Source organism: Sphingobacterium sp. SGL-16 (assembly GCF_011043515.1).
GTDB classification, from domain to species: domain Bacteria; phylum Bacteroidota; class Bacteroidia; order Sphingobacteriales; family Sphingobacteriaceae; genus Sphingobacterium; species Sphingobacterium litopenaei.
This window is the reverse complement of sequence record NZ_JAAKGQ010000028.1, coordinates 1-23,845: the sequence shown is the minus strand read 5'-3', so window position 1 is coordinate 23,845 and position 23,845 is coordinate 1. Positions and strand designations below refer to the sequence as shown.

General features: G+C 34.9%; 30 protein-coding genes, 1 other RNA gene and 1 riboswitch. Of the genes, 13 read left to right on the top strand and 18 right to left on the bottom strand.

The annotated features are described in order from the left end of the window. The first annotated feature begins 168 nt into the window (after positions 1–168). Complete coding sequence (locus G5B32_RS10550) at positions 169–591, top strand: T9SS type A sorting domain-containing protein (protein WP_165291505.1); 423 nt, start codon at positions 169–171, stop codon at positions 589–591. A gap of 5 nt (positions 592–596) precedes the next feature. Beyond that, on the top strand, positions 597–1,157 hold the full coding sequence (locus tag G5B32_RS10545) for a TPM domain-containing protein (RefSeq protein WP_165291504.1): 561 nt from the start codon (positions 597–599) through the stop codon (positions 1,155–1,157). Positions 1,158–1,244: 87 nt separating this feature from the next. Here the strand turns inward: G5B32_RS10545 and lon are convergent, their stop codons facing one another. Then, positions 1,245–3,716 carry an endopeptidase La gene (gene lon, locus G5B32_RS10540; RefSeq protein ID WP_165291503.1) on the bottom strand — a complete coding sequence of 824 codons (2,472 nt, stop codon included), beginning with the start codon at positions 3,714–3,716 and terminating at the stop codon, positions 1,245–1,247. A 301-nt stretch (positions 3,717–4,017) separates the two neighbouring features. Between lon and G5B32_RS10535 the strand changes: the two genes are divergently transcribed. Next, a complete protein-coding gene (locus G5B32_RS10535) occupies positions 4,018–4,686 on the top strand; it encodes a tetratricopeptide repeat protein (RefSeq protein WP_165291502.1) in 669 nt (222 codons plus the stop codon). Positions 4,687–4,743: 57 nt separating this feature from the next. Here G5B32_RS10535 and G5B32_RS10530 read toward each other — a convergent pair whose 3' ends face one another. The 5 genes from G5B32_RS10530 to G5B32_RS10510 are packed head-to-tail and all read right to left on the bottom strand — an operon-like array spanning position 4,744 to position 7,382. After that, the gene (locus G5B32_RS10530) at positions 4,744–5,172 is read right to left on the bottom strand and encodes a DUF1801 domain-containing protein (protein WP_165291501.1); all 429 of its coding nucleotides are present in this window, start codon (positions 5,170–5,172) and stop codon (positions 4,744–4,746) included. Positions 5,173–5,177: 5 nt separating this feature from the next. Continuing rightward, a complete protein-coding gene (locus tag G5B32_RS10525) occupies positions 5,178–5,573 on the bottom strand; it encodes a VOC family protein (RefSeq protein WP_165291500.1) in 396 nt (131 codons plus the stop codon). Next, positions 5,573–5,989: an SRPBCC domain-containing protein gene (locus G5B32_RS10520; protein WP_165291499.1), complete on the bottom strand. Its 417-nt coding sequence runs from the start codon at positions 5,987–5,989 to the stop codon at positions 5,573–5,575. Before G5B32_RS10520 ends, G5B32_RS10525 begins: the two co-directional genes overlap by 1 nt. A 4-nt stretch (positions 5,990–5,993) precedes the next feature. Continuing rightward, complete coding sequence (locus G5B32_RS10515; protein ID WP_165291498.1) at positions 5,994–6,926, bottom strand: DUF1801 domain-containing protein; 933 nt, start codon at positions 6,924–6,926, stop codon at positions 5,994–5,996. Between the two features lie 3 nt (positions 6,927–6,929). Further along, a complete protein-coding gene (locus G5B32_RS10510) occupies positions 6,930–7,382 on the bottom strand; it encodes an SRPBCC domain-containing protein (protein ID WP_165291497.1) in 453 nt (150 codons plus the stop codon). Positions 7,383–7,519: 137 nt separating this feature from the next. Here G5B32_RS10510 and G5B32_RS10505 point away from each other — a divergent pair, with 137 nt between their 5' ends. Continuing rightward, positions 7,520–7,690 (top strand): hypothetical protein, encoded by a 171-nt coding sequence (locus G5B32_RS10505; protein ID WP_165291496.1) that lies wholly within the window; start codon positions 7,520–7,522, stop codon positions 7,688–7,690. 73 nt (positions 7,691–7,763) lie between these two features. Here G5B32_RS10505 and G5B32_RS10500 read toward each other — a convergent pair whose 3' ends face one another. After that, complete coding sequence (locus G5B32_RS10500; RefSeq protein WP_165291495.1) at positions 7,764–8,207, bottom strand: copper resistance protein NlpE; 444 nt, start codon at positions 8,205–8,207, stop codon at positions 7,764–7,766. Positions 8,208–8,237: 30 nt separating this feature from the next. Here G5B32_RS10500 and G5B32_RS10495 point away from each other — a divergent pair, with 30 nt between their 5' ends. Further along, a complete protein-coding gene (locus G5B32_RS10495; protein ID WP_165291494.1) occupies positions 8,238–8,573 on the top strand; it encodes a HopJ type III effector protein in 336 nt (111 codons plus the stop codon). A 22-nt stretch (positions 8,574–8,595) separates the two neighbouring features. On the opposite strand, the gene G5B32_RS10490 is transcribed toward G5B32_RS10495, so the two are convergent. From G5B32_RS10490 to G5B32_RS10475, 4 genes are read right to left on the bottom strand one after another with little or no spacing between them, the layout of a single operon-like run. Continuing rightward, the gene (locus G5B32_RS10490; RefSeq protein ID WP_165291493.1) at positions 8,596–9,114 is read right to left on the bottom strand and encodes an SRPBCC family protein; all 519 of its coding nucleotides are present in this window, start codon (positions 9,112–9,114) and stop codon (positions 8,596–8,598) included. 12 nt (positions 9,115–9,126) lie between these two features. Beyond that, positions 9,127–9,666 carry a DUF1697 domain-containing protein gene (locus tag G5B32_RS10485; protein ID WP_165291492.1) on the bottom strand — a complete coding sequence of 180 codons (540 nt, stop codon included), beginning with the start codon at positions 9,664–9,666 and terminating at the stop codon, positions 9,127–9,129. Positions 9,667–9,670: 4 nt separating this feature from the next. After that, positions 9,671–10,114, bottom strand: a complete 444-nt coding sequence (locus G5B32_RS10480) for a VOC family protein (RefSeq protein ID WP_165291491.1) — start codon at positions 10,112–10,114, stop codon at positions 9,671–9,673. 22 nt (positions 10,115–10,136) lie between these two features. Beyond that, positions 10,137–10,511 (bottom strand): MauE/DoxX family redox-associated membrane protein, encoded by a 375-nt coding sequence (locus tag G5B32_RS10475; protein WP_165291490.1) that lies wholly within the window; start codon positions 10,509–10,511, stop codon positions 10,137–10,139. A gap of 219 nt (positions 10,512–10,730) precedes the next feature. Between G5B32_RS10475 and G5B32_RS10470 the strand changes: the two genes are divergently transcribed. The 3 genes from G5B32_RS10470 to G5B32_RS10460 all read left to right on the top strand — a co-directional run bounded on the left by G5B32_RS10470 (position 10,731) and on the right by G5B32_RS10460 (position 13,301). Continuing rightward, positions 10,731–11,105, top strand: a complete 375-nt coding sequence (locus G5B32_RS10470) for an SPW repeat protein (RefSeq protein ID WP_165291489.1) — start codon at positions 10,731–10,733, stop codon at positions 11,103–11,105. A 389-nt stretch (positions 11,106–11,494) separates the two neighbouring features. Continuing rightward, positions 11,495–11,873: RNase P RNA component class A (rnpB, locus tag G5B32_RS10465), an RNA gene on the top strand. Between the two features lie 60 nt (positions 11,874–11,933). Further along, entirely contained in the window at positions 11,934–13,301 is a 1,368-nt protein-coding gene (locus G5B32_RS10460; protein ID WP_165291488.1) for a sigma-54-dependent transcriptional regulator, read from the top strand. 34 nt (positions 13,302–13,335) lie between these two features. Here G5B32_RS10460 and G5B32_RS10455 read toward each other — a convergent pair whose 3' ends face one another. From G5B32_RS10455 to G5B32_RS10425, 7 genes are all read right to left on the bottom strand, one after another. Beyond that, complete coding sequence (locus G5B32_RS10455; protein WP_165291487.1) at positions 13,336–13,512, bottom strand: hypothetical protein; 177 nt, start codon at positions 13,510–13,512, stop codon at positions 13,336–13,338. Positions 13,513–13,641: 129 nt separating this feature from the next. Beyond that, positions 13,642–14,823 carry a homoserine dehydrogenase gene (locus G5B32_RS10450; protein WP_165291486.1) on the bottom strand — a complete coding sequence of 394 codons (1,182 nt, stop codon included), beginning with the start codon at positions 14,821–14,823 and terminating at the stop codon, positions 13,642–13,644. A gap of 72 nt (positions 14,824–14,895) precedes the next feature. After that, a complete protein-coding gene (locus tag G5B32_RS10445) occupies positions 14,896–16,203 on the bottom strand; it encodes an O-acetylhomoserine aminocarboxypropyltransferase/cysteine synthase family protein (protein WP_165291485.1) in 1,308 nt (435 codons plus the stop codon). Positions 16,204–16,435: 232 nt separating this feature from the next. Further along, positions 16,436–16,549: riboswitch (SAM riboswitch) on the bottom strand. A 168-nt stretch (positions 16,550–16,717) separates the two neighbouring features. Next, positions 16,718–17,536, bottom strand: a complete 819-nt coding sequence (locus G5B32_RS10440) for an AMP nucleosidase (protein ID WP_165291484.1) — start codon at positions 17,534–17,536, stop codon at positions 16,718–16,720. Between the two features lie 69 nt (positions 17,537–17,605). Continuing rightward, positions 17,606–18,853 (bottom strand): ATP-dependent Clp protease ATP-binding subunit ClpX, encoded by a 1,248-nt coding sequence (gene clpX, locus G5B32_RS10435; protein ID WP_165291483.1) that lies wholly within the window; start codon positions 18,851–18,853, stop codon positions 17,606–17,608. A gap of 1 nt (position 18,854) precedes the next feature. Further along, positions 18,855–19,553 (bottom strand): ATP-dependent Clp endopeptidase proteolytic subunit ClpP, encoded by a 699-nt coding sequence (clpP, locus tag G5B32_RS10430; RefSeq protein ID WP_165291482.1) that lies wholly within the window; start codon positions 19,551–19,553, stop codon positions 18,855–18,857. Between the two features lie 69 nt (positions 19,554–19,622). Further along, positions 19,623–20,150: a type I restriction enzyme HsdR N-terminal domain-containing protein gene (locus G5B32_RS10425; RefSeq protein ID WP_317166108.1), complete on the bottom strand. Its 528-nt coding sequence runs from the start codon at positions 20,148–20,150 to the stop codon at positions 19,623–19,625. Positions 20,151–20,185: 35 nt separating this feature from the next. Between G5B32_RS10425 and holA the strand changes: the two genes are divergently transcribed. The 5 genes from holA to G5B32_RS10400 all read left to right on the top strand — a co-directional run. Then, the gene (holA, locus tag G5B32_RS10420; protein ID WP_165291481.1) at positions 20,186–21,196 is read left to right on the top strand and encodes a DNA polymerase III subunit delta; all 1,011 of its coding nucleotides are present in this window, start codon (positions 20,186–20,188) and stop codon (positions 21,194–21,196) included. 14 nt (positions 21,197–21,210) lie between these two features. Further along, positions 21,211–21,774 carry a hypothetical protein gene (locus G5B32_RS10415; protein WP_165291480.1) on the top strand — a complete coding sequence of 188 codons (564 nt, stop codon included), beginning with the start codon at positions 21,211–21,213 and terminating at the stop codon, positions 21,772–21,774. A 4-nt stretch (positions 21,775–21,778) separates the two neighbouring features. After that, positions 21,779–21,985 carry a YwbE family protein gene (locus tag G5B32_RS10410; RefSeq protein ID WP_165291479.1) on the top strand — a complete coding sequence of 69 codons (207 nt, stop codon included), beginning with the start codon at positions 21,779–21,781 and terminating at the stop codon, positions 21,983–21,985. A 238-nt stretch (positions 21,986–22,223) separates the two neighbouring features. Then, positions 22,224–23,324 carry a glutamine-hydrolyzing carbamoyl-phosphate synthase small subunit gene (gene carA, locus G5B32_RS10405; RefSeq protein WP_165291478.1) on the top strand — a complete coding sequence of 367 codons (1,101 nt, stop codon included), beginning with the start codon at positions 22,224–22,226 and terminating at the stop codon, positions 23,322–23,324. A 259-nt stretch (positions 23,325–23,583) separates the two neighbouring features. Further along, positions 23,584–23,845 (top strand): DUF4372 domain-containing protein (locus G5B32_RS10400; protein WP_165291477.1); only part of this gene is annotated, 262 nt, incomplete at its 3' end.

Genomic DNA, 23,845 nt, shown 5'->3' with positions numbered 1-23,845 from the left:
TCTTCGACATAACGAATAAACTTGTTAAAAATTGTTAATTGTTTAAAAAAAATATTTATTTTTATGTGCTGATAACCAAAATCGAGTTACATTTGTGTAATCGATTAATTATTTAAGAAGATATCAATCTTTAAACCACAACCATCATTAATAGTCGAATAGAAAAAGATGAATACGAATTTTGCAAAAGTATGTAATATGTTGAAAGTTAGAGTGATTACTCTAGCCATATTTTCTTTTGGAATTTTTGGTTCTTCCGTAATGGCGTCTTCTTTTCCTCGAGAGATTAGCTCAAAAGTAATTGATCATGATAAGGAGAATTCGGACAAAATTATTAATAATGTTAAGGCTTCTTACAATCCAGTAGTAGAACAAATCGTAGTTTCATTTAATTTAGTGAAACAGTCTTCTGTAACAATTAAATTAATGGACGCGCTAGGTAATGAAGTGTTACATTTGTTTAATGGTACATTGGATGAAGGAAATCAAAATCATCTTTTTGATTCGAATGAAAAAGTAACGCCTGGCTTTTACTTCTTACGTGTAGCTTCAGGTTCTGAAACTGTTGTTAAAAGGATTTCTATTAAGTAATCTGCATGCGAAGAAGTTTCATACAATTTCTTATACTAATTTTCTTTATTTTTTTATTTCATTCTTGTTTAACTTCTCATCAAAGTGAGAATATAGGTAGTTCAACAAATACCCTAAATATTAAATTCCCAGCAGCGCAAGGTTATGTGAATGATTTCGCGAATATTCTTAGTGATGAGGAAGAACTTTATTTAGATAATAAGTTGAAAGATTTAGACCAAATGACAACGAATCAAATATGTGTGGTGACTTTAAATTTTAAAGAAGTAACTGATTCAAATTTTGATGAGTATGCACTTGAACTTTCCAAATATTGGGGAGTGGGTCAGAAAGGAAGTGATAATGGCTTAAGTATAGTTATTTCTCCCAATTTAAGGAGGATTCGAATATGTACAGGATTAGGAACAGAAAAAATTATTACGGATACTATCTGTCAACAGATCCTTGATAACAAAATAATGCCTCAATTAAGAAATGGTAAATATTTTGAGGGGATAAACCAAGCTACGAATGAATTAATTAGAGTTTGGAATAATATACCATCCCATCCCATCCCATCAACATAAATAATACTTATTCCTAAATCCATCAAAATAAAAAATCGGCGTTTTTCAAATGAAAAACGCCGATTTTATTTTTTGACTAAGTATTCATTACTTCGATGTCTCTAAGAATCGTTCAATATCTTTTGGATTTTTGACTTTGTTTTTGGTCAATGCGATATTGATTACCTCCGACATTTCGGTTACATAATGGAATTTCATGTCTTTGATATAATCTTCTTTTATTTCTAGAATATCCTTTTGATTGGATTTACATAGAATGATCTCTTTAATGTTTGCACGCTTAGCCGCAAGAATTTTTTCTTTGATTCCACCTACAGGCAAGACTTTGCCGCGTAGTGTAATTTCACCAGTCATCGCCAACTTTTCTTTCACTTTACGTTGTGTAAATAATGATGTCAAAGCTGTCAACATGGTAACCCCTGCGGATGGACCGTCTTTCGGTGTTGCCCCAGCGGGTACGTGAATATTCACATCCCAGGTATCGAAAACTTTGTAATTGATGCCAAAATCTTCTGCATGTGAGCGTAAATACGCCATTGCAATAGCAGCAGATTCTTTCATTACATCCCCCAAATTACCTGTAAGGCTTAATTTTCCTTTTCCTGGACTTAAACTGGATTCGATAAATAAAATATCTCCACCTACGGCTGTCCAAGCTAGACCAGTTACTACTCCAGCTACATCATTATTTTCGTAGATATCTTTATCAAAAATTGGTGCACCTAATACTTCTTCGACCATTTCTGCATTCACATTAGGCGAGTAAGGTTTTTCCATTACTATCTTAGTGGCTACACCACGCACTATAGAACCAATTTTTTTCTCTAAACCACGGACACCAGATTCTCTGGTATATTCTTCTATGATTTTTTCAATAATCTTACCCGACAAGCTTACTTCTTTTGCTTGTAATCCATGCATGTCACGTTGCTTAGGCAAAAGGTGTTTTTTAGCAATCTCGATTTTCTCTTCAATGGTATAACCATTTACTTCAATAATTTCCATTCTGTCCAACAAAGCAGGTTGAATAGAACTTAATGAATTGGCTGTCGCAATAAACATAACTTTTGACAAATCATATTCCATTTCCACATAATGGTCGTAGAAATGCGTATTTTGCTCTGGATCTAGTACTTCCAATAATGCTGAAGAAGGATCACCTTTGAAATCAGCTCCTAATTTGTCAATTTCATCCAAAACAAATACTGGATTGGAAGTTCCTGCTTTTTTCAACGATTGGATAATACGACCGGGCATAGCACCAATATAGGTTTTACGGTGACCGCGTATTTCAGCTTCGTCACGTACACCACCCAATGCCATACGTGTATATTTACGACCTAAAGCTTTGGCAATAGATTTTCCTAAAGAAGTCTTACCCACTCCTGGAGGACCTACTAGACATAGGATAGGAGCTTTCATATCATTTTTCAGCTTCAATACGGCCAAATATTCAATGATACGTTGCTTCACTTTCTCTAAACCATAATGATCTTTATCCAATACTTTTACAGCACGATTTAAATCAAATTTATCTTTGGTAAACTCACCCCAAGGTAAGTCTAAAAGCAATTCCAAATAATTCAATTGGACAGAATAATCCGCTGCAGCGGGATTTATGCGTGCCAGTTTTTCAATTTCTTTATCGAAATGCTTGTTGACATCATCTGGCCACTTTTTAGCTTTTGCTCTGATTTTAAGGTTTTCAATTTCCAAATCAGGCGTATTTCCACCTAATTCTTCTTGAATAGTTTTTAGCTGCTGATTTAAATAATAATCTCGTTGTTGTTTATCTAAATCAATGCGCACCTTATTTTGGATTTGATTCTTCAATTCCAACATCTGTACTTCAGTAGTCAGATGCTCCAATAAAAGTTTCGCTCTCTTTACAAAGTCTTTCAACTCCAACAATTCTTGCTTAGATGGAAGTTCTAACGCAAGATTAGAAGAAATGAAATTCACTAAGAAAGTAGGGCTTTCAATGTTTTTAATCGCAATTCCAGCTTCGGAAGGGAGATTTGGTGACAATTGAATAATCTGTAAAGCCAGTTCTTTGATGGAAGAAATTAGAGCTTTGAACTCTTTACTGCTCGTTTTGGGCTTTTCTTCGGCAAAGCGTTCTACTTTGGCTTTTACATAAGGTTCAGATTGTACTAATTCATTCAGTTTAAAGCGTTGTTTACCTTGGATAATAACGGTTGTATTTCCATCCGGCATTTGCAATACTTTAATAATATTGGCTACGGTACCAATTTTGTGCAACTGCTCAAAATTTGGGTCTTCGACGCTCATATCTTTTTGCGCTACAACCCCTATAGTTTTGTCGCCTTTGTAGGCTTCTTTTACCAATTTTATAGATTTGTCGCGACCTACAGTAATAGGAATTACGACGCCAGGGAATAAAACAGTATTTCGTAACGGCAGAATAGCTAAAATTTCAGGTATATCTTCGTTTCGCATTTCATCTTCATCTTGCTGACTCAACAATGGAAAAAACTCCGTATCCTCACTAATAATCGGAATAGCTTGATTGAAGTCGAATGTGTTAAATTTACTCATATGATATTTCGTTCCTTATCCGACAAGATGTCAGACGTTTGTATTTATTTTAGACTTTATGATGTGTTATAGTATATTGCAAGTGGAATGCCAAATACAAATTTGGTATCATTTATGCTATATGAATGCAGTTTTCTGCTAATTCGTCAGCAATATATTCGATTTATGGCAGAATATAAAATTACCATTTGAGTAAAAGAACATGTATAATGTGGAAATGTTTATAAGTATTTATTGATACCTTAAACTTAATGTCCCAACTTTACTCTAATCAGGATAGAAACAATTAAAAATACACGATATGAATTTTAACAATTTGAGTAGCAGATTAAAATCAGTGAAAATCGGCTTGTCAACTTTAGCTTTAGCTATGTTGACAATGACAGTATCTGCGCAGCAAGAGGAACACAAAAATCCAAATGTGCGCTTAGGCCAAAAAGCACTTTTGGATGGAGATTTTAAATCGGCTGTCACGCACTTAGAAAAAGCCTTACCTGCTGAAGCTAGCGATCCTAACGTTCTTTATTTATTAGGATATTCTCAATTCCAGTCTGCAGATTTCAAAAAAGCTGCAGAAACTTTTGGCAAAGTGGTTGCATTGGACGCTAAAAATGCAAATGCTTTATATTACAAAGCAAAAGCAAACAACGTATTAGCAGTAGAGAAAGAATCAAAATTAACAGTGGCGCAAAAAGAACAATTGTTACAATCTGTAGTAGCGGACTATTCTGCAGCCATTGCTATTAATGCTAGCGATGCAAAATTATATCAAAATCGTGCTGTAGCTTATAGAGATTTAGGAATTTTGAAAGGTACAGAAGGAGCTAAAGGATACAATAAACAAGCTGCAACAGACGCTTATAATAAAGCTGTAGCGGATTACGAAAAAGTTTTGGCTTACGACTCGAACAGAAAAGATATTCAAACAGAGCTTAAAAAAGCTAAAGTATATAGAGATCTTTTAAAATAACAACAAACAACAATTAAAGAGGAGAGCTGCACGAGAGTGCAGCTTTTATTTTATATATTATTCAAGTATTCTTTGATATTTTTTAGAAATAAAATCAATCGAAGAAGCCATGAGTTTTTGGAGAATTTCTAAGTTAATATCGCTTAGTTTTTTGACGTAAATACAAGCTTTTCCCATCTTGAATTTACCGAGTTGAGTTAAGAAGCCGTCTTGTTCAGCGCTGCCTGAATACACATATAAAGAGATGGCTGCTTTTCGTGGTGAAAATCCTAAAATTGGCGCTTCACCTTCATGTCCCGAGTCGTATTTATAATGGTATTTTCCAAAACCTATTATGGAAGGTCCAAACATTTTTGCTTTCTCTCCCAAAGCTGTTTCCATTAATTCGATTAGTCGAAGGCTATCTTCTTTCTTCTGTAGATTGTCAACAGTCTCAATAAAAGCTAAAACATTCGCTTCAGTATAGTGTGTTTTATTTACTGACATAAGAATTAAGTAAGATTTCCCATTCCGAAAACAGCTCCTTGCGGATCTTTGACGATGGCAAAACTTAGAGTCCCGTCTTTCTTTCGGTTTTCTTTTAATAATTCTCCACCCAATTCTATACAAGTCTGCAATGCTTTTTCGACATCATCAGTATAAAAATAGGAAATCCATTGGGGTGGAATGCCTTTGTTTTTGCCTCTATTGTGACATATTCCTCCAGCAGCGGTCGATGGGTCTACAGCCATTCCGTAATCCACATAGGATTCATCGCCATCCTTCATGGGAACTTCCATTTCATGCCAGCCAAAGATTTGTTTGTAAAATTCTTTTACTTCTGCAGGATTATCCACAGTCATATCAGTCCAATAAAGTTGACCGTTTTTAGGTTTTTCGTTACTCATCAATTGTTTTCTGTATAATTTTTAAAACTATTCAAGATTGCTTGCCAACCTTCTTTTTGAAGTTCCACAGGATTCATATCTTCTGCTTCGAAGTCTATTTTTAATCTCGTGTTATCGCCCTCTTCAATAAAATTTATCCACACTTTTCTGTCGTCATCCATTCGGTAAACGATTTTTTGAAGCGGTAAGACTTCTAGATATTCTCCTTCAAAATCAAAACCAAAACTACCGTTTTTAGCTTCCATTCTGTTCTGGAATCTACCTCCTGTACGTAAATCCACGGTAGACGAGGGACAATACCAATCTGCACTTGCTTGGTTCCATTTAGTTATTGCTTGTGGCGAATTATAATCATCCCATACTTTCTGTAAAGGCGCATTTACTTCTGCCTCTATGTGAACAACAGTTTTTTCCATATAATTAGCGTTTATATTTATCATTTAAACCTTTTCCGCCCAAAATAAAGGGAATGATTTTCTCTAAGCGCGTAAGTTTAGTTTTTTCTTGTTTGGCTTCCTCGATATATTCTATGTATTCTTTTTGTTTTCCAGGTGTTAATTTTTCGAAGGCTTGCTTAAGTTCTTTATTTGTTAGCAATTCATCTTTCAAGACACCTTCTGCTTCTTTTTTTATTCCTTTTTCTGCAGGAACAAATTTTCCATCTTTTATGGTTTGAATGCTTTCTTCAATATATTCTATAATTTTTTTCTCATCGAATTCATTCGCGTTCTTCAATCTCCATTGGCGCAATGACTTGGTTTTTCCTTCTGTTGCTGCGAATAATACGCTGTATGGGTCGCTCAAGAACACGCCATTATAAAACCAAATTGAAAAGAAATTTTTAAATCCAGCCCAACCCAGCACATTCTTCCCTTCGAAAGTATAAATATCCATGCCCCATTTTATCTCTTTTTTAAGATTTAATTTGGAGATGGTTACATTCATTTTCTCGTAAAGTTCTTGCCATTGATTTTGGTAACTCGTCCAATTTGGTGATTTTTTCTGGCGTAGAATTTCAATATTATATTGAACAATATCGTATATCAAATCTTTATCTATAGGGCTACTATTGGGAATCTGAATAGCGCCTTTAGAAGTTTTGTAAGAATGAAGTCTTTCTTGAAAAGCTTCAATGGCTTCAGATCCTGGATAAATGCCTATGTGATTTTTAAATTGAGCAAAATGAATAAGATTGCCATTCAATCTGAACGTTGGTATTTTGTAAGAAATCGTTTCTTTAGTTCCTTCGGGAACAATCTCGGCTATTATTGAGCGCAATTGCATTAGTTTCTTTTGGTGCAAAGGTTCCTGTAGCGCGATATATTCGTCTATATTTTCAAAATCCTTATTCATATTTTATGGTTTCATAAAATCAAACGCTCCTTTTCGAAGATTGATATCATATTCTAAATAAGCTTTAAGGCAAGCTAAAAAGTTTGCCCAACCTTCAGTTTGCCCTAATGCTTGTATGATACCACTACTATCATCATTAAATTTACTTTCTTTGACACGAACCACAGTTGTCATAGGCGAAGTTTTTTCCAAAAATATTTCGACTAACATATCTGGGTTTCCACCACTCCAATCAAAAGAAATATAATCATGTGGTTGGGTTAATTTTCCTTGTACTGGAAATACGTCCTCAAACTCAGGAAATTTCCATTCTACAGTCTTTCCTTCATTCAATCGTCCCGAGCCGCGTTCTATAAAATAATTGCTCATTTTATTTGGGTCAACTATTGCCTCGTATACCACCTCTATAGGTTTGGAAATCTGTATGGATGCTTTAGCAGTTAATTCATCTTTCATATTGTAATTTATTAAAAATTTTTGCCCTTTTAGAACAATTATATGTTGTTCTGTGTTTTACTATAAATTATAAATTCTAATATTTCATTATGAAAAAGTTTATCACACTATCATGGGAACGATCATTAATGTTAATTATGTTCGTTTTTACGTCTATCCAGACTTTTGCACAAGATAAAGGATTGGATATAGATGTAGACATTAATAAAGATGATGACAATTTGTTTGCAAGACCTTGGGTCTGGATTGTAGGCGCAGCGGTATTTATTTTACTTTTAGTAGCTCTTTTACGTGGTGGTAAAAAATAGATCTTTGTTTGGTAATTGTAATTGGTACTTACAATTTGTAAGGTTGCTCTAAAAAGAAGCAACCTTTCTTTTTTTAGAATACTTTATGTAGCGTGTATTTTTCTGCCATTTCACCTTCTATCACTTTTCCCTCGGTGTCAGTTTGATAAAGTGTATTTTCTCCAACTTTATATTTTGTATCTACATTTTTTCCTTTTAAATGTACCACGCTTCCGTTCTCATGCCACATAAATTGACCAGAATCCTGTAAGGTAGTATTTTGCTCCAGATACTCTGCATTATAAGTGTAGTTTCCATTTTCATAAAGCTTTATGGTTGTAAGGATTCCTGGACAATCCGCACAAGGTATTGTGTCTTGATAAGTACCAGCCCAATCTAATGAAGTTTGTGAAGTATGTTCATCATGTACAGAGATACTGTCTTCGTGTTCTTGTTGTTCTGTTTTTCCATTGTTATTTTGACAACTTATACACAATGCTATTAAACATCCTGATAATAATAAAGAAGTATTTTTCATAGTATGCATTTTAATAAAGTATATTTGTTTATGAATCTACAAGATTTATTACAAGAATTAAAAGCTAAACAAATAGTCTTCAAAGATGTTTTAGCGTATATCGAAGAACGATATGATTATACACCTTCTGCATTTACCAATGGTAGTCAAAAAAATGGGGAAAGTGAAAATCAAGGAAGTGCACGTGTATTATATTTTGCAAAGCTGAATTATCTTTTCCAAGATGATACTTTACAACTTTTCGCGGAACATTTCGATGCAGTTTTATCTACTCCTGATGGAACTGATCACCAAAACATCCGCCAATTCCTAGTCAATGGTTGGGACGGTGTATCTTTCGAAAAAGAAGTGCTTTCGTGTAAATAAATCGAAGAGCCTACTCTTCGATTTATTTTTCGAGATTGTTTTTCAAATTAACCAATCCTTGATTGAAATCTTCGCTCATGTCGTAAAACAAAGTGAAAATGTTGAATGGAAAAGGGATTTTTCCATCTATTTGCCAAGTTACCTTGCTTTGATTTGGACCTACAGAATCTACCGCAATAAACGATTTATTGGCTTCTTCTGAGTTATCAAAATATAGATCCATTTCTACGCGTTTGCCTTCGATTACATTGGTGATTACTTGTTTGCCATTGCCTACCTTATCACTTTTCCAGGTATACGTAAATCCTACAGTGCCATCTTCTCCCACATATTCCTTTTGAATATTAGGGTCTTGGCGTGACCAATTGTCATATTCCCCCTGCTTTTTGATTTGTTTTACGTAGTCAAATACTTCATTAGCATTTCTGTTGACAATTAATTCGCTTCCTGCGTGAAAAGTTTTTGGTAAAATAGCTGCAATTATTAATACTATTCCTACCAAAACAAGCAAGGTGACAAGTATATATTTTAAAATTTTCATACAAAATATAGGTTAGTTTATTTGATCAGCAAGGTTTTGTAATTTTAATATTGTATTAAGGTTTCTTCCAGTTGCCTTTACTTTCAATTTATTTTCAATAAAAGGATTAGAAAGTTTTGCGTTAGCCATTCCTTCAGGCACATAAAAATAAAAGATGTCATTGGTCAATACATATTGTTCCTCAGCTAAGTCAATGTTTGAGAATTTTTCCATATTTTCCTTTGAAGGCACATGATCTAATATTGTTATGTATACTTTGTTTGGTGGATATGTTTCAGGAAAAGGATTATGAGCAATAATAGTTTGTAATTCTTCTTTGGTAAGTACAAATACTTGTACATCCAAATCAAATCCTTTTTTTATAAGCTGGCTTACATTTTTTTGTACTTCTGTCTTATTCAAATCGGATTTTAAGATGATATTTCCACTCTGTATATAAGTTTTCACACTTTGAAAAGAAGTATTCTCAAGATGACTTTTTAATTCAGCCATTTTGATAATATTTTTTCCTGAAACATTGACGGCGCGCAACAGTATTATATAGGTCGTCATCCAATTAGTCAAATTTTTTATTTCCTTCGAAATGAATCATCCATGCAATTCCAAACTGATCGACAAAGGAAGAAAAGAGTTCGGCATAAAATGTTTCGCCAAGGTCCATTTCAATTTTTTGAGCATTCACAGATAAGGCATCATGAAGGGATTTAGCCTCATAAGCAGTTTCCACATCGAGCATTATATACGTTGTGCTTCCTGAAATAGCCTTTTGTCCAAAACTCTCCAAACAATCGGAGCCCATTAGCATTGTGTATTCATTTATAGGTAAGCCAACATGCATTACTTTATCCTTGTCTGCCTCTGGAATGGGATAATTAGGATCTTCTGGCATGTCTCCAAAACGATATATGCCAGAAAATTCAGCATTAAAAACTTGTTTATAGAAATTGAAAGCTGCTTCGCAATTTCCGTTAAAATTAAGATATGAATGTACTTTTATCATCGTTATAAGTTTATTAGGTTAGTTATTTCTCTATTAACGTGAGATATTTATTTCTATTATCAATAATAACCCAGAGAATTACCGCAAAAAATACTAATGCTAATATTAATCCCTCTGGAGCGTAATAAATGTGTTGTAATATAATACCCACTATTAAAGGAAACAGTATAATAGCTCCTAAAGCTCTTGTTTTTGGGATAATAAAAAGGATTCCTCCAATGATTTCTACTATAGCAATAAGTGGCATTAACCATTCTATAGTTGCAAAAGCAGCATCTACTTTTTGTAATTGCTCACTGAGTTCTGGCGTAGGAATGTAGTGGAAGAGTTTATTTAAACCGGCGTTAATAAACATTAGGCCAGTAAGTAGACAGACAATAAATTTAAAGATTCTCATATTTATTTAATTAGGTTAAAGAAGAAATAATAGACTGTTAAATCTATTATAAATTTAAGTGAAAAAACTTTGCATAAGAAAAGAAATAAATCGTTAATGATTAGTTATATACCTATGGACTTTCCTTAAGTACTCTATTCTATAGTAAAACATACGGATATGACTAAAAATCTTGAACTATTTATAGGCTAAATGTTTAAATATATAAACTATAATGCTATGAAAAAGATACCAACTACAGTACATGCGTATATAGATTACGGATCTGCTCTAATTTTTTTGGTTAGCCCATGGCTTTTCAAATTCAGTGATGTTCCTACCGCAAAATGGCTATCCATTTTTGTGGGCGTTATGATATTAGTGATGTCTCTTCTGACTCGTTATGAATATGGTGTTGTACGATTGATTCCAATGCGAATACATCTTATGACAGATATTCTTTTGGGGTTATTTTTAATTATTTCTCCTTGGCTCTTAGGTTTTTATGGAGAAACATTCTTATTTCATATAGTAATGGGCTTCTCCGCTTTAGGAGCAGGAATGTGGACAAAGGGTTATGTAAAGAAGGAAGCATTAATTGTAGAAAATAGCTAATAATGAAAATCCCTCGCCAACTTCTGTGAGGGATTTTTCATTTTAATACAACTTTTTTACATCTAGATGTAGTCATCTCTTCGTGGGTTTACTTCACGTTTTTTCTGTTTTCTGAAAATCAAATACAACACCACAGCAACAAATACTACACCGAATAAAATGGAGAAAAACATACGCATTGTCCTTTAGTTCAGTTAATGAACAGCTTATATGTACTTTAGTTGCTCCATAAAATCATAATTATTTCAGTCAATTTTATAGAAGACATTTAAAAGAAAGATTGAACATTTGCTCATTCTACCTGTTTAATGAGTTAAAATAAATTTCCATTTTAAATTGTTTAATGATTTCTACTATGAATACGAATAATTGCAGTACATTTGCAGTTGAAGCAAACTGGTTCTATCGCTGTCCTGTAATGGGAGAGAGGAAAGTCCGGGCAACATAGAGCGACACGCTTCCTAACGGGAAGGATACCTTTGGGTAGACAGAAAGTGCCACAGAGAATATACCGCCTTACTTTAATGTAGGGTAAGGGTGAAAACGTGAGGTAAGAGCTCACGGTCTTGTATGGTGACATACATTACGGTAAACCTCGTGTGTTGAAAAACCAAATAGGTTGTGAGAATCAAGGGCTGCTCGTCTTTTTCTTTTCGGGGAACTCACAATGGGTAGGTTGATGGAGCTTGTGCGTGAGTGCAAGCCTAGATAAATGATAGAAATCCTTACTTAAGGATACAGAACCCGGCTTATAAGGTTTGCTTCTTTTTGTTTTTCCTACATATTTTCTTATTTTGTTAACCAATCAAAAATATATACAGACACATTATGGCGACAGTTTTAATTATTGATGACGAACGACCGATACGAAGCTCTCTTCGCGATATTTTAGAATACGAAGATTACAAGGTGTTGGATGTTGATAATGGTGCCGATGGATTGGAAATATTGAAAAAGGACAAGATTGATCTTGTGCTTTGTGATATTAAAATGAATAAAATGGATGGCATGGAAGTACTTAGCGGAGCTAAAGAATTTTCAGATGTCCCATTCATTATGATATCGGGACACGGAACTATTGAAACTGCCGTGGAGGCTGCACGTAAAGGCGCTTTTGATTTCTTGGAAAAACCTTTGGATCTGAACAGGCTTTTGATTACGGTACGTAATGCCTTGGAAAAAGGAACTTTAGTGAAAGAAACAAAAGTTTTGAAGCGCAAAGTTTCAAAAACAAAAGAAATTTTGGGCGACTCGCATGGAATTTCTTTAATAAAAGACAGCATTGATAAAGTAGCACCCACAGATGCACGTGTATTAATCACTGGAGCTAATGGTTCGGGTAAAGAATTAGTTGCGCGATGGTTGCATGAGAAATCTAACCGTTCTTCCGCGCCTTTGATTGAGGTAAATTGTGCTGCTATTCCTTCTGAATTGATTGAATCCGAATTATTCGGTCATGAGAAAGGATCTTTTACCTCAGCTGTAAAACAACGTATAGGTAAGTTTGAGCAAGCGAATGGCGGTACTTTATTCTTGGATGAAATAGGTGATATGAGTCTTTCTGCACAAGCAAAAGTATTACGTGCATTACAAGAGAATAAAATTACGCGTGTAGGAGGCGAGAAAGAAATATCGGTAGATGTACGTGTGATAGCGGCGACAAACAAAGATTTGTTGAAAGAAATAGATGCTGGTAATTTCCGAATGGACTTGTATCACCGTTTGAGTGTGATATTGATTCATGTGCCTTCATTGGCAGAGCGTCGAGACGATATTCCTACTTTAGCCTCTTCCTTCTGTACCGAGATATGCGAAGAATATAATATTCCAACAAAACCAATTACCAACGATGCGATGAAAGCCTTGCAAGCTTTACCTTGGACAGGTAATATCCGTGAACTTCGAAATATGGTGGAACGTTTAATTATATTGAGCGGCAAAGAAATTACTGACACGGATGTCAATATGTTTGCTAACCCTTCGGTATCAACGCACAATTCTAAAGTAGCAGGTACATCTATGATTGATTTGGATCGAATGGAAACGTATGGTGACTTTTTGAATTTTGCCGAAGAGAAATTCTTAGTGCATAAATTGAATAAGAATGGAGGCGATATTGGCAAGACTGCACATATCATTGGTATTTCCGAAGATGATTTAAAAAATAAGCTTCAGAAATTTGGAGCATATATATAACAAAAAAGGTTGTGATATTTCACAACCTTTTTTGTTAATGATTAAACTTACGTTTTTGTCTATTGTAAAGAATAATAATTACGACTAGAAGTAGGATGGCACCAATGATGATATAACCAGTAGAAGATCCCTGCTCTTCTTGCTGTTGTGTTTGAGCCCATCCCAAACTAGACCACAATGTTAAGAAAAATATGCCACCTAACTTTTTCATAAAATCAGAATATAACGTTTTCTAATAAATCTAATTATTAAACATCATATTCGCAACCCTTTTAAGACTTTTTAACGTTTGATGGAAAAACTAACTTATTAACGTATACGTGGACATATTTATAGTGACTTAAGATAATTCCGCTAAGAAATAACCGTCTTGATTAATCAAATCTCGCTTATCAATAATCTCTTGCAAGTTGATGTAACCGATTACATATTTCGAATGTTCACCGTAATAACGTTCGGTTATTGATTTGAACTCAATATTCTCTAATACATCCTCATCTTGATAACGGAAATAAACTTTCAAATCATAATTTGTCGAATACTGAAGCTCTTGGGATTCCAAATGTTTTTTGTATTCGTATCGGTAATCATAGCGTAAAGCAGCAATGTCTGAAAGTACAGCAGATCCCGTAGGGTGACCTCCCGCGCCTTTACCATAGAAGAATTGTTCGTCCGCAAAAGCGGCTTTTACCAGTACCCCGTTGTTTTCATTTTCAACGTTATAAAGGATATTATCTTTCGTAATAAATCTTGGCAACACATATAATACTACTTCGCTATTGCTGATTTCTTTAGCGAAAGGAATCAATTTGATTTTGAAATTCTTTTCACGTGCGTAGCGGATATCACTATCATTTAATTTATCAATGCCTAAGTTTAGGATAGTTTCTGGATTTACAAACAAGCCATACGCATGTGAGGCAACGATAGTTAATTTGTATTTCGGGTCATAACCACCTACGTCCAAAATTGGATTTGTTTCGGCAAAACCTAATTCTTGGGCTTTTTTCAACGCATCGGCATAACTTTGACCTTCGTTGAAAATTTTTGATAAAATGTAGTTTGAAGAACCATTGAAAATACCACTTACCGAATGTAAAAGTTCGTTGTCATAGTATTCTTCCAAATTGCGGATGATTGGTATACTTCCACAAACAGCACCTTCGTACAATAAAGAAGTACCGTATTGATTTTGTAATTCTGTCAATTCTTCTAAATGTGTCGCAATCATCTTTTTATTTGCGGAAACAACATTTTTACCTGAAGAAAGTGCTTTTTTAGTGATTTCAAATGCGGCATCAGCATCATCAATCAATTCTACTACCGTGTTGATTTCTGGATCGTCTAAGATAACATTCGCATCTATTGTAAATAATTCATCAGGCAACGTACGTTTTTTGTCTGCATTCTTAATTACGAATTTTTTAATTTCTAGGTTTAAGTTTTTTGTTTTAATAATATCGTATAATCCTTGCCCAACTACGCCGAACCCGAACATACCGATAGTAAGTTTCTTACTCATATATAGCTTTAAAATTTCAGTTTTCCTTTTCCTTGTATGTATATTTTCCTAAAAAATTAAGTAGTCGATTGACTACTTAATTTTTTCGAAAGCTTGTTCTAAATCTGCTTTGATATCATCAATATGTTCGATACCGACTGACAAACGTAATAAACCTGCGTACACTCCCGCTTTAGCTTGTTCTTCGTCGCTCAACTGTTGGTGCGTAGTCGCTGCTGGGTGAATGATTAATGATTTCGCATCACCTACGTTTGCCAAGTGGCTTACCAATTCCAATGCATCGATAAATTCATTCGCTTTATCTGCACTACCTTTGATAGAGAATGATAATACAGCGCCATAACCATTTTTCAAGTATTTCTGTGCATTTTGGTGATAAGGATGGCTTTTCAAACCTGGGTAGCTCACTTTTTCCACTTGTGGATGCGCTTCCAACCATTGTGCGATTTCTAAAGCATTATCTACATGACGTTGTACGCGCAAAGACAATGTTTCCAAACCTTGCAATAGTAAGAATGAATTGAAAGGTGATAGGGCAGGACCGAAATCTCTTAAACCTTCTACACGAGCGCGGATAGCGAATTGGATATTTCCGAAAGGACCGTTTTCGCCAAATACATCGGAGAATACTAATCCATGATAACCTTCTGAAGGTTCAGAGAATTGTTTGAATTTACCGTTGCCCCAGTTGTAGTTACCACCATCGATGATTACACCTCCGATACTTGTACCATGACCGCCGATCCATTTAGTAGCAGATTCAACGACAACATTAGCACCATGCTCTAATGGTTTGAATAAATAACCACCAGCACCAAATGTATTATCTACGATTAAAGGTAAATCGTGTTTGCGTGCTACAGCAGCAATTTTTTCGAAATCAGGAATGTTATAACTTGGGTTACCAATGGTTTCTACGTAGATAGCTTTTGTTTTATCGTCGATTAAAGCCTCGATATTTTCAGCATCAGAATCAGCTGCAAAACGGACATCTACACCTAATCTTTTGAAAGCTACTTTGAATTGATTATATGTTCCGCCGTACAAATTCGATCCAGCAACAAAGTTATCACCGCTTTCTAAGATATTATTTAAAGCGATAAATTGTGCTGCCTGGCCAGAAGCTACAGCTACTGCTGCCACACCACCTTCTAGCGATGCAATTCTTTTTTCGAATACATCAGTAGTAGGGTTCATGATACGTGTATAGATGTTTCCGAATTGTTTTAAGGCGAATAAGTTAGCGCCATGTTCTGCGTTTTCGAAAACGTATGATGAAGTTTGGTAAATTGGAACTGCTCTTGAGCCAGTTGTAGGATCTACTTCTTGTCCTGCGTGAATCTGTAAAGTTTCGAATTTTAAGTTTTTATTCTCTGCCATTTTCTTTTCTGTTTTTTTAGGTTATTAAATATATGTATAAATTCTATTAAGAGATGCAAAAGTTTGGTCGTCATGAATGTAATACCATTACAAAAAGTAATAGTACGACAGACGACTAGCGCATTCGAATAGAAAATAATACGGGATTATTTGGTAGCAAGATTGGAGTGCACTTTTCTAGTACAGCAATATTTGTAAGATTTAATATTGTTAATGTTGTCATAGTCTATTTCATTTATATGCTCCATAGTAATGTTACTTTGGACAGGATTTGGCACCTTTTCAATCTTTATTGAAGGTTGCCAGTGGGTCATTGAGCCAGTCTCTCGCCACTTCTTTATAAATCAAGACCGATACTAGAAAGGTGTTGATTAGATACTCTACTAAAGTACTCGGCAAATATAGTAGAATTTTTAAAAAATAAAAACTATTTGAAAAATAATAGAAAAATAAAAGTTCAATCGATTAAGAATTGAACTTTTATGAGGTTTGATTGATTTTCGGTTTCATTGCATCAGAATTTCAAATGCTTTACTGTTAGACCATTATTGATAAGTTGTTTCAGCGCATCAATACCAATATTCAAATGTGTTTCCACAAATTTTGCCGTTACCGATAAGTCAGATGCTGCAGTTTTCACACCTTCTGGTACCATCGGCTGATCCGAAACGAGTAATAATGCACCTGTTGGAATTTTATTTGCAAATCCTACACTGAAGATTGTTGCGGTTTCCATATCGACAGCCATTGCGCGGATGGATTTTAAATACTTTTTGAAAGCTTTATCATGTTCCCATACGCGACGGTTAGTGGTATATACAGTTCCTGTCCAGTAATCTCTTCCGTGATCACGTATAGTAGTCGAAATGGCTTTTTGCAAGGCGAAAGCCGGTAGGGAAGGGACTTCGGGTGGGAAATAATCGTTTGATGTACCCTCGCCACGAATAGCAGCAATAGGAAGTATTAATTCACCTACTTCAATTTTCTTTTTCAGCCCTCCAGTTTTTCCTAAGAAAAGTACCGCTTTGGGATCTATAGCAGTTAGTAGATCCATCACTGTAGCTGCCATAGGGCTACCCATACCAAAATTAATTATCGTAATACCGTTGGCAGTACACGCTTGCATCGCTTTATCTTCTCCATAAATAGGTGCATCGTCGTGCATTTCCGAAAACATCTTTACATATTTCGAAAAATTGGTTAAGAGAATGTATTGGCCAAACTCTTCTAATGGCTTACCTGTATAACGTGGAAGCCAGTTTTCTACGATTTCCTCTTTCGATTTAAGTCCTGGAGTAATAGGACTGTCTACTGTTTTTTGTTTTTTTGTCATAAGCAATTCTAGTTTTAATTTATTATTTGCAAAAATCCCTCACTTTTTAGAGTGAGGGATTTTTTATTATTACGCTACTTTTAATTTCTTAATGTCTGATTTTGCAAATTTCTTCTTCGCATAATCGAGCGTAATGTGAAGTGTTTTATCCTCACTGTGTTCTTTTGTCGATGGAATCTCGAACATTGCATCCAGCATAATCGCCTCGCAAATGCTACGTAAGCCACGGGCACCCAATTTGAATTCCCATGCTTTGTCTACTATAAAGCTATACACTTCTTTGTCAAAAACTAAATCAACCCCTTCGTATTCAAATAACTTAATGTATTGTTTTATCAAGGCATTTTTTGGTTCTGTCAAGATGCTTAACAACGTCTCTTTATCCAAAGGATTCAAGTGTGTCAATACTGGAAGACGACCAATTAATTCTGGAATCAGACCAAAATTTTTCAAATCTTGAGGTGTGATATATTTGTATAGATTGTTTAAATCTACATCTTCCTCTTCTTCCAACATTTTGAAACCAACAGTTTGTGTTCTCAAACGGTTAGCGATTTTTTTCTGAATACCATCGAATGCACCACCACAAATAAATAAGATGTTACTTGTGTTTACGGAGATCATTTTTTGGTCTGGATGTTTGCGGCCACCTTGAGGCGGAACGTTTACATTTGTACCTTCTAATATTTTCAATAAAGCCTGTTGTACACCTTCACCAGATACGTCACGTGTGATAGATGGATTATCGCTTTTGCGTGCAATCTTGTCAATCTCATCGATATAGATAATACCTCTTTCGGCAGCAGCAACATCATAATCCGCAGCTTGTAGCAATCTTGTTAAGATACTTTCTACGTCTTCACCCACATAACCCGCTTCAGTTAATACTGTCGCATCGACGATAGAGAAAGGTACATTCAGTATTTTGGCAACTGTTTTTGCTAATAATGTTTTACCTGTACCTGTTTCACCTACGATAATCAAGTTAGATTTTTCGATTTCCGTCTCATCAGCAGAAGCTTTTTGGTTCAATCGTTTGTAATGGTTGTAAACTGCTACTGAAATTACTTTTTTCGCATCATCTTGTCCGATAACGTATTGATCCAAGTGCTGTTTAATCTCTAAAGGACGAATTAATTTTAAAGTCGTCTGTAAAGATTTATTTTTTCGTTGATTTAACTCTTCTGCTAAGATTTCTCCAGCTTGAGTTACACAACGATCACAGATATGCGCTCCATCACCAGCTATCAGCATCAAAGCTTCATTCTTACTGATCCCACAAAAGGAGCATTGTATATCTTTTTGATTTTTACTCATTTTATTTAATATCTTTTCTTGGTGCTAACACCTCATCAATCATTCCAAATTCTTTGGCTTCTGCAGCTTTCATCCAATAATCACGGTCTGAAGATTTTTCTACCCATTCGTAAGACTGACCTGAATGTTCAGAAATAATGGTGTATAATTCTTCTTTCAATTTTAACATCTCGCGCAAATTGATTTCCATATCTGCAGCTACACCTTGAGCACCACCTGATGGTTGGTGAATCATGACACGGGAGTGTTTCAATGCTGCACGTTTGCCTTTTGCTCCTGCAACTAATAATACAGCACCCATAGAAGCCGCCATACCAGTACAGATAGTTGCTACGTCTGGCGTAATATATTGCATGGTGTCATAAATACCTAAACCAGCATATACGCTACCACCTGGTGAATTGATATAGATTTGGATATCTCTTTTTGCGTCTGTAGACTGTAAGAATAACAATTGAGCTTGGATAATGTTCGCTACTTGATCATTAATTCCGTCACCTAAGAAAATAATACGGTCCATCATCAAGCGAGAGAAAACGTCCATTTGAGCTACATTTAACTGACGCTCTTCAACGATGTAAGGTGTCAAGTTTGTAGGCATTTTAGTTTCTACTCTTGAGATAAAACCATCCACATGTTGGCTACCAATTCTGTGGTGTTTAATCGCATATTTTCTGAATTCGTTTTTATCTATATTCATATGTATATATTTTTCAATTCCCTAATTAAAGACTAAATATAAATGCTTTTTGTTAAATACATATAAATTTTATGTCTCAATAATGTAATTTGGAAGATCCTCAATAAATTGATAACTGTTGTCTTCAAAATTTACTTTGCAAAAATAATGCTCTAGACCGTTACTCACTAATAACAAGGGTATTTTATGCTTACTATTGTATGAACTTATTTGTTCAAAAGTTTTTGAATTTATCTTTACTTCAGGAGCTTTAAATTCTGCCAAAATGACTTTTTCACCCCTGTTATTGTAGATGATTAAATCCGAACGTTTATGTAGATCATTTAAAATGAGTCCGCCTTCAATTTTCATTAACGATTTCGGGTACTTTTTATATTGATGCAAAAAATGTACCCAATGTTGTCTCACCCATTCTTCTGGAGTCAAAACCAAATTTTTCTTACGCAATACATCAAAAATGTAGATTTTGTCGTTAACGCGTGAAAGTTTTAGTGAAGTAGGAGGTAAGTTTAATGGAACGGGACTAAACATATACAAATATACAAAACTAAGCACGAATTTGAAAATATATGCAACTTCAATATTGTGCAATTTCAAAATGTTTCGTAATAAATAGTTAATTTCGCGATGTTATGAAAGTACAAGAAATACTTAGCGCAATAAAGCAACGTAAATATAAGCCTCTTTATTTATTACATGGAGAGGAATCACATTATATCGATGTGATTTGCGATGCTATAGAAAGTACTGTACTGAATGATGCGCAGAAAGGTTTTGATCAGACTATCCTATATGGAAAGGATGTGGACTTTTCAACTATTATTAGTGCGGCAAAGCGTTATCCGATGATGAGTGATTATCAAGTCATCATTATCAAAGAAGCGCAAGGTCTAAAATGGAAAGGGGAAGAAGGTGTAGAAATGTTGGCAAAATATGTCGAAAACTTAACCCCAACTACGATTCTGCTATTTGCTTACAAACATGGCAAATTCGACAAACGTACTAAATTGTATAAAGCCATTGAAAAGGCAGGTATAGTGTTTGAATCAGAGAAGCTATATGATAATAAAGTAGCGCCTTGGATTGTAGATGAAATTCAAAGTCAAGGTCGCAAGATTCATCCGCAAGCCGCAGCATTGATGGCTGAATATTTAGGAACGGATCTTTCTAAAGTAGCTAATGAAGTTCAAAAGCTGATTTTAAACGTTTCCAAAGAACGAGAAATTTCGGTTCAGGATATTGAACAAAATATTGGTATCAGTAAAGATTTCAATGTTTTCGAACTGAATAATGCTTTAGGAAAACGGGATGCGTTGAAAGCTATTCAGATTGTAGATTATTTTGCGGCCAACCCCAAATCAAATCCCGTAGTATTGGTAATGGGAACTCTGTATGGCTACTTTTCTAAGGTATTAAAGTACCATTATCTGCCAGATAAATCCACTGCCGCAAAAGAATTAGGCGTGAACCCCTACTTTGTAAAAGATTACGAATATGCAGCGCGTAATTTTAATAAACTCAAATTGTTTCATGTGATGACGATTTTGAAGGATTACGATTTGAAGTTTAAAGGATTGGATGCTGGGCCTAATACTTCGGTTGGCGATTTGTTGCGTGAAATGATTTTTAAAATTCTAAACTAATTTAATATTTACATATGAAAAAAATCTTACTTGCTTTGGCTTTAGTAAGTGCTTCATTTGCGGTGCAAGCACAATCTTCAAATTATATGATTATCCAAGGTGGAGGTAATTTGGGTTTTGCAAATGAAGGATATAAAGGTGCATTCAATGGATATTCGGCGCATTTTATTTTCGGAAAGAATTACAATGAGCGTGCTTATTTAGGGTTGGGATTAGGGAATGAGCGTCTTAAAGGAACCTATAAAACAAATAATCCGCATGAAACTAATCAAGCAGAATATTCCTACGACCAAAATTTGTTTCCAATCTTTGTAGATGGTCGTTTGCCAATTGGAGAGTTTAATGAGGTGTCGCGAATTGGACTTTGGGCTAATGCGGGTTACGCGCCTAAGCTAAGCGCGCAGTACGATAAAGGATTTTTGTTTAAAGCAGGTTTTTTCTATTTGCATGATACACCTTTTAAAACAAAGTGGACGATTTCGGCGGCTTATGGCTATCAGCAATTGACCAAGAATATTTTTATGAAAGATTTTCAACACCAACATTTCAATGTGTCTGTTGGTTTAATGTTTAAATAATAAGATGAAAGACGGAAAAACAAGAGCGGATATAAAACCGGGGATGTTGGTTAATATTGTATTGAAGAAAGACCAGCGCACAGGGATATTGACGGAAGGAATAGTAAAAGATTTGTTGACATCCGCAGCATTTCATCATCGTGGCATAAAAGTACGTTTGACAGATGGGCAAATTGGAAGGGTGCAAGAGATTATTGAAGACGATTTTTAATTAAATAAGATAAAAGGTGATTTTTCGCTTTTTACTTTTTAATTTTTACTTTTTTGTTGTACCTTTGTCTCCCGTGAAATTTGATACTTTTGACCCAGTAATTAGTGCAATCAACTTCAATGTTATCATTGAAATATCATATTTTTGATACGTTTAGCCCATTTGGGCTTTTTTTGTGTCTAATCGTCAGAAGTTACATACACTACAAAATGAATAATTTATTTTTACAATATAAATAATGACCAGCTACAGTAAATTACCCGCAATTTTAGTTTTAGAAGATGGTACTGTTTTTCACGGTAAAGCTGCCGGAAAAATAGGAACAACTACTGGTGAAATTTGTTTTAATACAGGTACAACAGGTTATCAAGAAATCTTCACAGACCCTTCGTATTATGGACAAATCATGGTGACAACCAATGCACATATTGGTAACTATGGTATTGACGAAGATGATACTGAATCTAAAAAAATTCAAATTGCTGGATTAGTTTGTAAAAACTATAACATTAATTATAGCCGTAAAATGGCTGACAGTTCTATTCAGACTTATTTTGAAGAAGAAAATTTGGTAGGTATCTCCGATATCGACACACGTTCTTTAGTTCGTCATATCCGTGACAAAGGAGCGATGAATGCTATCATTTCTTCGGAGAATTTGGATGCAGAATCATTGAAAGCTGAGTTGGCGAAAGTTCCTTCGATGGCCGGATTGGAATTGTCTTCTACAGTAACCACTACTGAACCTTACTTCTATGGGGATGAAGATGCTGCAGTTCGTATTGCGGTTTTGGATTTAGGTATCAAACGCAATATCTTAAGAAACTTTGATGCACGTCAAGTATATGCTAAAGTATTCCCAGCAAAAACTTCTTTCGCAGAAATGGAAGCTTGGGGGGCTGATGGTTACTTTATTTCTAATGGTCCTGGTGATCCATCTGCAATGGATTACGCGATCAACACGGTAAAAGAAATCTTAGCTGCTGACAAACCAATGTTTGGTATCTGTTTAGGTCACCAAATCTTAGCATTAGCTAACGGTATCCGTACGGAGAAAATGTTTAACGGTCACCGTGGTATCAACCACCCAGTAAAAAATATCATTGCTAACCGTTGCGAAATTACTTCTCAAAATCACGGTTTCGGGGTAGTAAGAGAGGATATTGAGGACTCAGATAATATCGAAGTAACACATATCAATTTGAATGATAATTCTATTGAAGGTATCCGTGTGAAAGGTAAAAAAGCTTTCTCAGTACAATACCACCCAGAATCATCTCCAGGTCCTCACGATTCTCGTTATTTATTTGACGATTTCGTTAGCATGGTAAAGGCATAATAAAAGCAATATTGTAATATATTTTAAAAGGCTCAACAGTTTTGTTGAGCCTTTTTTGGTTTCATCGTGATTCAATTTTATTTAGATGATATGCTTCATATTGAGAGCAAAGATGGTGGTAAATTCGGTTTTTTTAATTTCTATATACCTACTACTTTATTGATAATCAATCAGTAGTGTCCAAAATAAGGGAAAAAATGGCGGTGTATTTATATAGCAGGGATTGCTATATTTAATTCGCTAAAATTCCATCACCGCCATGGTAAATATAAACGTATTTTCTCAGATATTAGGACTAGTAGATCGCAATATTTTTAACAAATTAGTTCAACAATATCATTCCGATAAACACCATAAAGGAATTAATAGTTGGACACACTTTGTAAGTATGCTTTTCTGCCATCTTTCCTCAGCTGATTCCGTTCGTGATATTTCTAATGGGCTTCGTAGTACTACAGGAAACATGAGCCATATGGGCATCTCCAGAACACCTAGCAAGTCCAACCTCTCATACATCAACC